The 422-nt window shown below is 80.6% G+C and carries 1 protein-coding gene; it reads left to right on the forward strand.

Annotated features, from left to right (window positions below; genetic code table 11):
* Positions 1 to 422: DUF5682 family protein (locus B7L92_RS43450; RefSeq protein WP_255311375.1), on the forward strand; the 422-nt coding region annotated here is incomplete at both ends.

Below are 422 nucleotides of genomic sequence, written 5' to 3' on the forward strand. Positions count from 1 at the left end.
CCTGCCCGGGGCCGGCACCCTGCCGGAGCTCCTCGCCGGCCTGGCCCTCCTGGACCGGCTGCGGGCCGGTCACGTCCCGGGACTCGGCGTCGAGCCGGACCGCGAGGCCCGGGCGGCCGCCGTCGCGGAGCTGCTCACGGAGGCGGCGGTGCGGCAGGTGGACGGCCTGACCGGGTCCGAGGACCCCGCCGACGCCCATGCCCTGCTCGAGCTCTCCCACCGGGCCGACCTGTCGGGCGGCATCCGGCTCGCCGACGCCCTGGGCCGGCTGTCCGCCGACGGCTCCCCGCTGATGCGCGGTGCCGCCGGGGCCGTGCGCGTCCTGCTCGGGCACGAGGACCCGCGGGCCTTCGGCGACCGTGTGGCCTCCTGGGTCGACGGGGCCACCGACCCCGACTCCCGCGCCGGGCTCACCGCCCGGC

Source organism: Streptomyces viridosporus (assembly GCF_002078235.1).
Classification (GTDB): domain Bacteria; phylum Actinomycetota; class Actinomycetes; order Streptomycetales; family Streptomycetaceae; genus Streptomyces; species Streptomyces viridosporus.